Source organism: Sporolituus thermophilus DSM 23256 (assembly GCF_900102435.1).
GTDB lineage: Bacteria > Bacillota > Negativicutes > Sporomusales > Thermosinaceae > Thermosinus > Thermosinus thermophilus.
On record NZ_FNBU01000004.1, the window covers coordinates 135946 to 142459 of the forward strand.

Genomic DNA, 6514 nt, shown 5'->3' on the forward strand with positions numbered 1-6514 from the left:
CCTTCCTTTCCCGTACCCCCTCCCCCGGGGGTGCCATATTTATTATAACCCAAAAAAAGCTCCTGCGCAAGTACTTGCAGCAGGAACTTTTATCGGCTTTTGGTTTATTGACCAGGCTGGTTGGGTTTATTCGTATCCGGGCCGGGAGGAGGGGGCGGGAGGACGGAACCTTGCTGAGCCATTTTGCGCCGCCGGATTACGAAGTAAACGGTAAGGCTAACAACGAGGACAGCGGCAATGGCCAAGGCGGCAAGGTAAGGATAATAGTCAGGCCAGTAGCGGCGGTCTTTCCCTTGAGCGATATTATTCTGACATTCGGCGATAAGGTCATCCGCCTCGGAATGTTTGGCATAGAGGCGTTTTACTTCTTCGAATTTAGGAAGCGCTTTAGAGTAATAGCCCTGCCAGTAAAACTCAAGGCCTTCGCGGTAGGCTTTGTCGGTTAGGCTGGGAGTATTGGTAGCGCCAGATTTGCGGATAAACTCTTGTACCGTTGGTGCTCCCTGGCTACTGGCTTTTTTATCGGATGAAATAACACCGTGGGCCCAGGACCATTGCAGCGTCGATTTTGGCGACAGTACCTGGTACTGGTCCATAGCCCACAATCCACAAGGCCTAGTAATAGGCGGCGATGCGGACCCCAGCGGGTTTAGTGATTTTGGCCAGTTTTTCCTCTGCCGACCATTCCTGGGCGGATGCAAAGCAACTGATTTGGGTGACCAGCAAAACCCCATGCGCGCTATTGGCATGGTGGCGCTATATCTTTCATTTGGGCATGGTGACAAAGGACCAAGGTGAGTGTGAACAACCGCTGGCGCATCGCTTCACGACCTTTCATTGTTGATAATACAGGGTATTCAGCGAGTGTGGCCGCGGTTATATGTCCCAAGGATGTATTTTAAAAAAGGGGTATGCGGACATAAAAAAAACGCCCTCGGTACGGGCGTTAACAAGGAACGCGAATTTTGCGGCCATACGAATGAATATAGGCATCGCGAGGTGTGTTCGCGTCATCAAAATATATGGTGGCACGATGACGGAATTCCTCACCGCAAAAGTAACGCAAGTCATAAATATGAACGGCTTTACCGTTTTCGGCCTGTTCTTCCTCGACATGCCTGAACGGAGTAAAGGACTGAAAAAACTGACCGAGGAAGGTATTTTGCGCCATTGCGGTTATCTCGGAAATTCTTTGTTTGGATAATTCGGCCCGCACGGCAAGTACCGGATAGAGGGCGCCAACTTGTCCCACAAAATAACGGTCAGTTGTTTCAATCACAAAGTCCCAAAAAAAGATTCGCTGCAGGGATGGCATAATGGTAACCCGCATAACCGCGTGACCGGCAAAATAGCCGGTTAGCCATTTTGCTGCCCGGTGACGAAGGGCCAGGCGCAGTCCCAGATAAGAAACTAACAGGGTAAACGTTGCCAGTGCCACATGGCGCATCGGCAGGGGGTAGGTATACAGGCTAAGCATTAGGAGGATAAGAATTGGATCAAAGACGTTAAGTAGGTGGCAGCTTTTGCGCTCCTTGCGCAGCGGCCACAGAACGGCGGCGCCGTGGGTATTAAAATAGTCGACTATAATATGGGAAAGGCCGCCGGCAAAAGCCCAACCGAAAGCTTTGGTAAAAGCTATATCGGGCACAAAAAAACAAAGGCCGGCGGCAATCAACGCCGACCAAGCGGTTACGCCCGGTACGGAGTGCGACATGGCGCGATGTTGCCTGAGATAAGCCATTCCGCCGCGTAGGCCGGCGATAATATCCAAGTCTGGCGCTTGTGCGCCAAGGACTGCTGCAATATAAACAGGGTCACTGGCCGACAGCGGGTGACCGGACAGCCCTGCGACCGCCATGCCAATAAGCGCGTGTGACAAAGTATCCATAACATCCCCCTTCCCCAAAAAAAGTCCATATTAGTTTACATAACATTATAACATGGGCTCCGGGGCGGTGGTCTATGGTAAGTTATGGCTTGCTCGGTTCTCGATTGTTTTACTGTCGGGCGGGAAAAATAAAACTAAACGGAGGTGAAAAAAGGTGCGGCAAAAAGCAAAAGGCGATACCCGTCCGCTCCTTATGAACAAAGACGGCAGGCTTAACCATGTGGGCGGCATTGCCGACGATTTAGGCGGCGTCGATCCGGCGGCGGACGCCAACCTTGTCCGTTTGTCCGGAGGGCCCTGAAAAAAGAGCAGCTCGCGGTAGCGAGTTGCTCTTTTTTCAGAAGTTCACACAGGTGCGGTTGCCGGCTGGCCATTTTGCGGAGGAAGAGGTATTGGCAAAAAATATATCCAGTATTCGCTAACCTGGACGTCTTGACCGGGCAGGGATTATATATTATTATTGGAATGTAACTGAATAGTCCCTAAAGGGGAGTAGCTGTCAGATAAGGTCAACAACTCTGCACTTGCTGCATGGCCTTGTCGTTGGTTAGCCAATAGCGAGACCTTTAGTATATTTACGAAACGAAATATACTAGCAGTAAGGTCTGCCCCTGGGGAAGAATTCCAAAAGACCTTACGCGGTAAGGTCTTTAATTTTTTGATATGGAGGTGCACCGCCAAGCTCAAGACGGCCTTTTAACTGACTGGATTAATGTAATTAGTACAAAAAAATACGGAAAGGGGTTATTTCGATGGAACTATTGGCAGCGTTAGGTAGTATTACGTTTATTAACCTGATACTAAGTGGCGATAACGCGGTCATCATAGCTCTGGCTAGTAGAAACTTACCCCCTGCGCAACGCAAGAAGGCCGTTATTTGGGGTAGCGCCGGAGCCGTTATTTTAAGAATTGTTCTTACCCTTGTTGCCGCACTGCTGCTTAAAATACCTTATGTGCAGTTTGCAGGCGGTTTGGCATTATTATATATTGCGATTAACCTCCTTGCTGAAGAAAAAAAGGAGGTTTCCTGCCAGGAAGCTTCCAATTTTATGGAAGCCGTTAAAATCATTCTGTTTGCCGACTTAATTATGAGTCTGGACAATGTGTTGGCCATCGCCGGCATTGCCGGCGGCAATATGATGCTGCTGATTTTCGGCCTGGCCATGAGCATTCCGCTTGTGGTTTTCGGCAGCCAAATGCTAATGACCCTCATGGACCGCTTCCCGATTATCATTTATATCGGCGCCGGTATTTTAGGCTGGACGGCAGCAAAAATGATCGTAGCCGACCAAGCGCTTGGAGCTACGCTTCAGCCCTACGCGTTAATAATAGAAATTGGTCTAACGGCATTGGTTATCGCTATTGGTCACTGGCGTAAAACCCGTGGTCACAAGGAAGCTATTACAGGCTCGGTGACAACCTCTTTCCCTGGGGATACGGAAAAATAACTAAAAGGGCGCCTTACCAAAGTGTTAGGCGCCCTTTTTCCGTGCCTCAGCCTTGTTGACCGGCCTGATAAGCCTTATCAAGGAGTTGGATGGTATGAACGGCATCTTGCCGCAGATTATTTTGGACCAGGCCGTCAATGATATGCATCCGGCACAGGCCGCAGCTCGTTGCCACCAAATCGGCGTCAGTGGCGGCAATGTCGGCGACTTTGCGGTCATTGATTTTCCGGGACAATTCATAGTGCGCCAGGCTGAATGAGCCGCCGGCGCCGCAGCAGCGGGCCGGTTCTTTCATTTCGACGAAAGTCAGGCCGGGGATGGCCTGGAGGACTTCCCGCGGCTGGCTGGTCACTTTAATCCCGCGCGCCATATGGCATGGGTCGTGCATCGTGACGGTAGCCTTGACTTCGCCCAAATTGTCGCGGCGAAATTTCACGATATCGACGAGAAATTCGCTTATTTCGTAGGTCTTTTTCGCCAAATTTTCGGCTCTGGTTCTCATGGCCGGGTCAGCGTGGAACAATTCGGGATACTCCAGTTTCCAGGCTTCCGTACAGGTCGCGCAAGGGGTAACGATATAGTCGAGATTGTAGCTGGCGAAGGTTTCAATGTTGTGTTTGGCGAAAACCCGCGCCAAGTCCGGTTCGCCGTTCATGTAGACAGGGATGCCGCAGCAATGTTGGAGTCTTGGCAATACCACTTCCGCGTCGTTGGCCTTCAGCACATTAATGACCGACTGGCCAATGTCGGTATAAATATAGTTGACTACACAGCCGGTGAAAAAGCCGACCCGCAGCTTGGGCTTGTCGACCTTTACGGTCTCGGGATACTGACTGCGCAGCGGAGTGGTGGCGAGAGGGGCGGTAATGCGCTTGCGGTCGAGACCGGGCATGGGGAAACGGGCGATAGTCGCCAGCCGCCCGGGCAGTTTCTTGAAGGCCAGGGGACCGAAGAGGCCGGCCATTCGCATGCTCAAATCAAAGAGGGCGCGATTTTTAAGGAAAGTAAAAACCGCTTTTTTCACAGGATGTTGGCCGCGGGCCCTGACAGCGGCTTCCCGCCCCCGCACAATGAGTTCGTCGGCTTTTACGCCGCAGGGGCATTTCATGGCGCAGGACTTGCACGAAGTGCAAATCGTCATCAGCTTGGCGAACCGGTCGGTAAAGCCAAGTTGGCCGTTATTTACCGCGTCCAGCAGCGCCAGTTTACCGCGGGCGACGCCGGTCTCGGTTTTGAGTTCTTTATAAACCGGGCATACTTCCATGCAGTTGCCGCATTTCATGCAATTGGCCAGGGCATCGCTGATTTGGGCCAATACTTGTTTGGCGTCCGTTTCGCTCATGGTTTACCACTCCCCGACAAGTTTTCCGGGATTGAGAATGCCGTTGGGATCGAGGGCCTGTTTAATAGCCCGCATAGTCGCCATTCCTACCGGACCAAACTGTTTTTCCATATATTTAAGTTTGCCAAGGCCAATACCGTGTTCGCCGCTGAGGGTGCCGCCAAGATTTAGGGCGGCAGTGAAGATTTCATCCATGGCCTGGTATACCCGTTCCGTTTCCTCCTGATTGCGCAGATCGCAGACGATGGTTGGATGAAGGTTGCCGTCGCCGGCGTGACCAAAAGTGCCGATGGTTACGCCATATTTAGCGGCGATCTGGCTGACGGCGCGGATCATGTCGGGAACCTTGCTGCGCGGCACCGTAGCGTCCTCAACCAAGGTGGTCGGGCGCAGTTTGGCCAATGCCGGCAGCGCGGCGCGGCGGGCCGCCCAAATTTTATCCCGTTCGACGTCATCCTTGGCCACGATGATTTCAGTTGCCTTATTGGCTTTGAGTTGTTCGCTGACTTTCGCCGCATCCTTTTCCACTACTTCCGGAATGCCGTCCACTTCAATGAGCAGTACGGCCTCGGCGTCGGTGGGCAGACCGATACGGGCATAATCTTCCACGGTGCGGATGGTCGTATTGTCCATGATTTCGAGCGTCGCCGGGATAATCCGATTGGCGATGATATTGGCGACGGCCTTGCCGGCGTTGTCGAGGTCGTCAAAGATGGCGAGAATGCTTTTTTTCGCTTCCGGAGCAGGGACGAGTTTTACCATGATTTTGGTTATGACCCCTAGTGTTCCTTCCGAGCCAGTCATGAGTTTGGTCAGATCGTAGCCGGCCACGTCTTTAACGTTTTTGCCGCCGGTATTGAGGATACGGCCATCGGCCAGCACTACCTCAAGACCCATGACATAGTGCTTGGAAACGCCATATTTCAGACCGCGCAGGCCGCCGGAGTTTTCGGCCACCGTTCCGCCTAAGGTTGCGGTGGCTACCGTGCCCGGATCGGGAGGATAAATGAGGCCGAGTTTTTCTACTTCCCGGTTCAAATCGGCCACCACAATCCCTGGTTCGGCCACCGCTACCAGGTTGGCGGCATCAATCTCAATAATTTTGTTCATCCGCGTCATAAGCAGTACGATGCCGCCCTTCATAGGTACAGCGCCGGCGCTGAGATTGGTGCCCGAACCGCGGGGGTAGACAGGGATTTTTTCGCTATTGGCAAGGGCGAGCACCTGCGAAACTTCGGCCGTACTGCCGGGCATAACTACCGCAGCGGGCGGTTGGCTGAAGCCGGGTGTTGCGTCATAGGAATAGCACATTAGCTCTTCCGTTTGCATCAGAACGTTTTCCGCCCCGACGATTTGTATCAGTTGGTTGATTATTTCCCTCTCCATACATTACTCCTTTATATTTATAAAAAGTAATAAGATTAAGATAAAAATAACAATTCGCGAGCCATAATATTTTTCCTGCGCGCCGCAATTGGTCAGCTATCGGACTTTTGAATTTTTCGATAATGATAATTAATGCCTGGCGGTTAGTGTAAAATTACTGTAGGATTTTTGAGGAAGAAAAAAGAAGAAGACATCACCATCCTTCGACGGGATGAGTAATCCAAAAAGATTACCCAGGGGTGATGTCTTCATGACAGTATTTATTCGATATATCAAAGAGGTTATCCTTTCGAAGTTGGAAGAAGACGAGAAAGAATTTGAGCGTTTATTGTATGAGATGGATTTTCAGAAATTTGAGCGGCTGTTACAAAATAAACTACATGACGTAGGGCGCACGATCGTCAAGGCGGTTTTAGAAAAAATGGACCAGCTGATCAAACAAGATAAGAC

6 protein-coding genes and 1 pseudogene are annotated in these 6514 nt (G+C 51.3%); 3 read left to right on the forward strand and 4 right to left on the reverse strand.

All coding sequences use genetic code 11. From position 1 onward, the window contains the following. Nucleotides 1–104 precede the first annotated feature (104 nt). Nucleotides 105–596 carry a hypothetical protein gene (locus BLQ99_RS04185; RefSeq protein ID WP_093688426.1) on the reverse strand — a complete coding sequence of 164 codons (492 nt, stop codon included), beginning with the start codon at nt 594–596 and terminating at the stop codon, nt 105–107. Between the two features lie 350 nt (nt 597–946). Then, the gene (locus BLQ99_RS04190) at nt 947–1888 is read right to left on the reverse strand and encodes a metal-dependent hydrolase (RefSeq protein ID WP_093688428.1); all 942 of its coding nucleotides are present in this window, start codon (nt 1886–1888) and stop codon (nt 947–949) included. A 154-nt stretch (nt 1889–2042) separates the two neighbouring features. Between BLQ99_RS04190 and BLQ99_RS14895 the strand changes: the two genes are divergently transcribed. Then, nucleotides 2043–2189 (forward strand): hypothetical protein, encoded by a 147-nt coding sequence (locus tag BLQ99_RS14895; protein ID WP_171904591.1) that lies wholly within the window; start codon nt 2043–2045, stop codon nt 2187–2189. A gap of 451 nt (nt 2190–2640) precedes the next feature. After that, nucleotides 2641–3336, forward strand: a complete 696-nt coding sequence (locus BLQ99_RS04195) for a TerC family protein (protein WP_093688430.1) — start codon at nt 2641–2643, stop codon at nt 3334–3336. Between the two features lie 46 nt (nt 3337–3382). On the opposite strand, the gene BLQ99_RS04200 is transcribed toward BLQ99_RS04195, so the two are convergent. Continuing rightward, nucleotides 3383–4678: a (Fe-S)-binding protein gene (locus tag BLQ99_RS04200; RefSeq protein WP_093688432.1), complete on the reverse strand. Its 1296-nt coding sequence runs from the start codon at nt 4676–4678 to the stop codon at nt 3383–3385. Nucleotides 4679–4681: 3 nt separating this feature from the next. Further along, complete coding sequence (locus tag BLQ99_RS04205) at nt 4682–6064, reverse strand: FAD-binding oxidoreductase (protein ID WP_093688434.1); 1383 nt, start codon at nt 6062–6064, stop codon at nt 4682–4684. A 250-nt stretch (nt 6065–6314) separates the two neighbouring features. Here BLQ99_RS04205 and BLQ99_RS04210 point away from each other — a divergent pair. Next, nucleotides 6315–6514, forward strand: a pseudogene (locus tag BLQ99_RS04210) (ISLre2 family transposase); the annotation flags it as partial.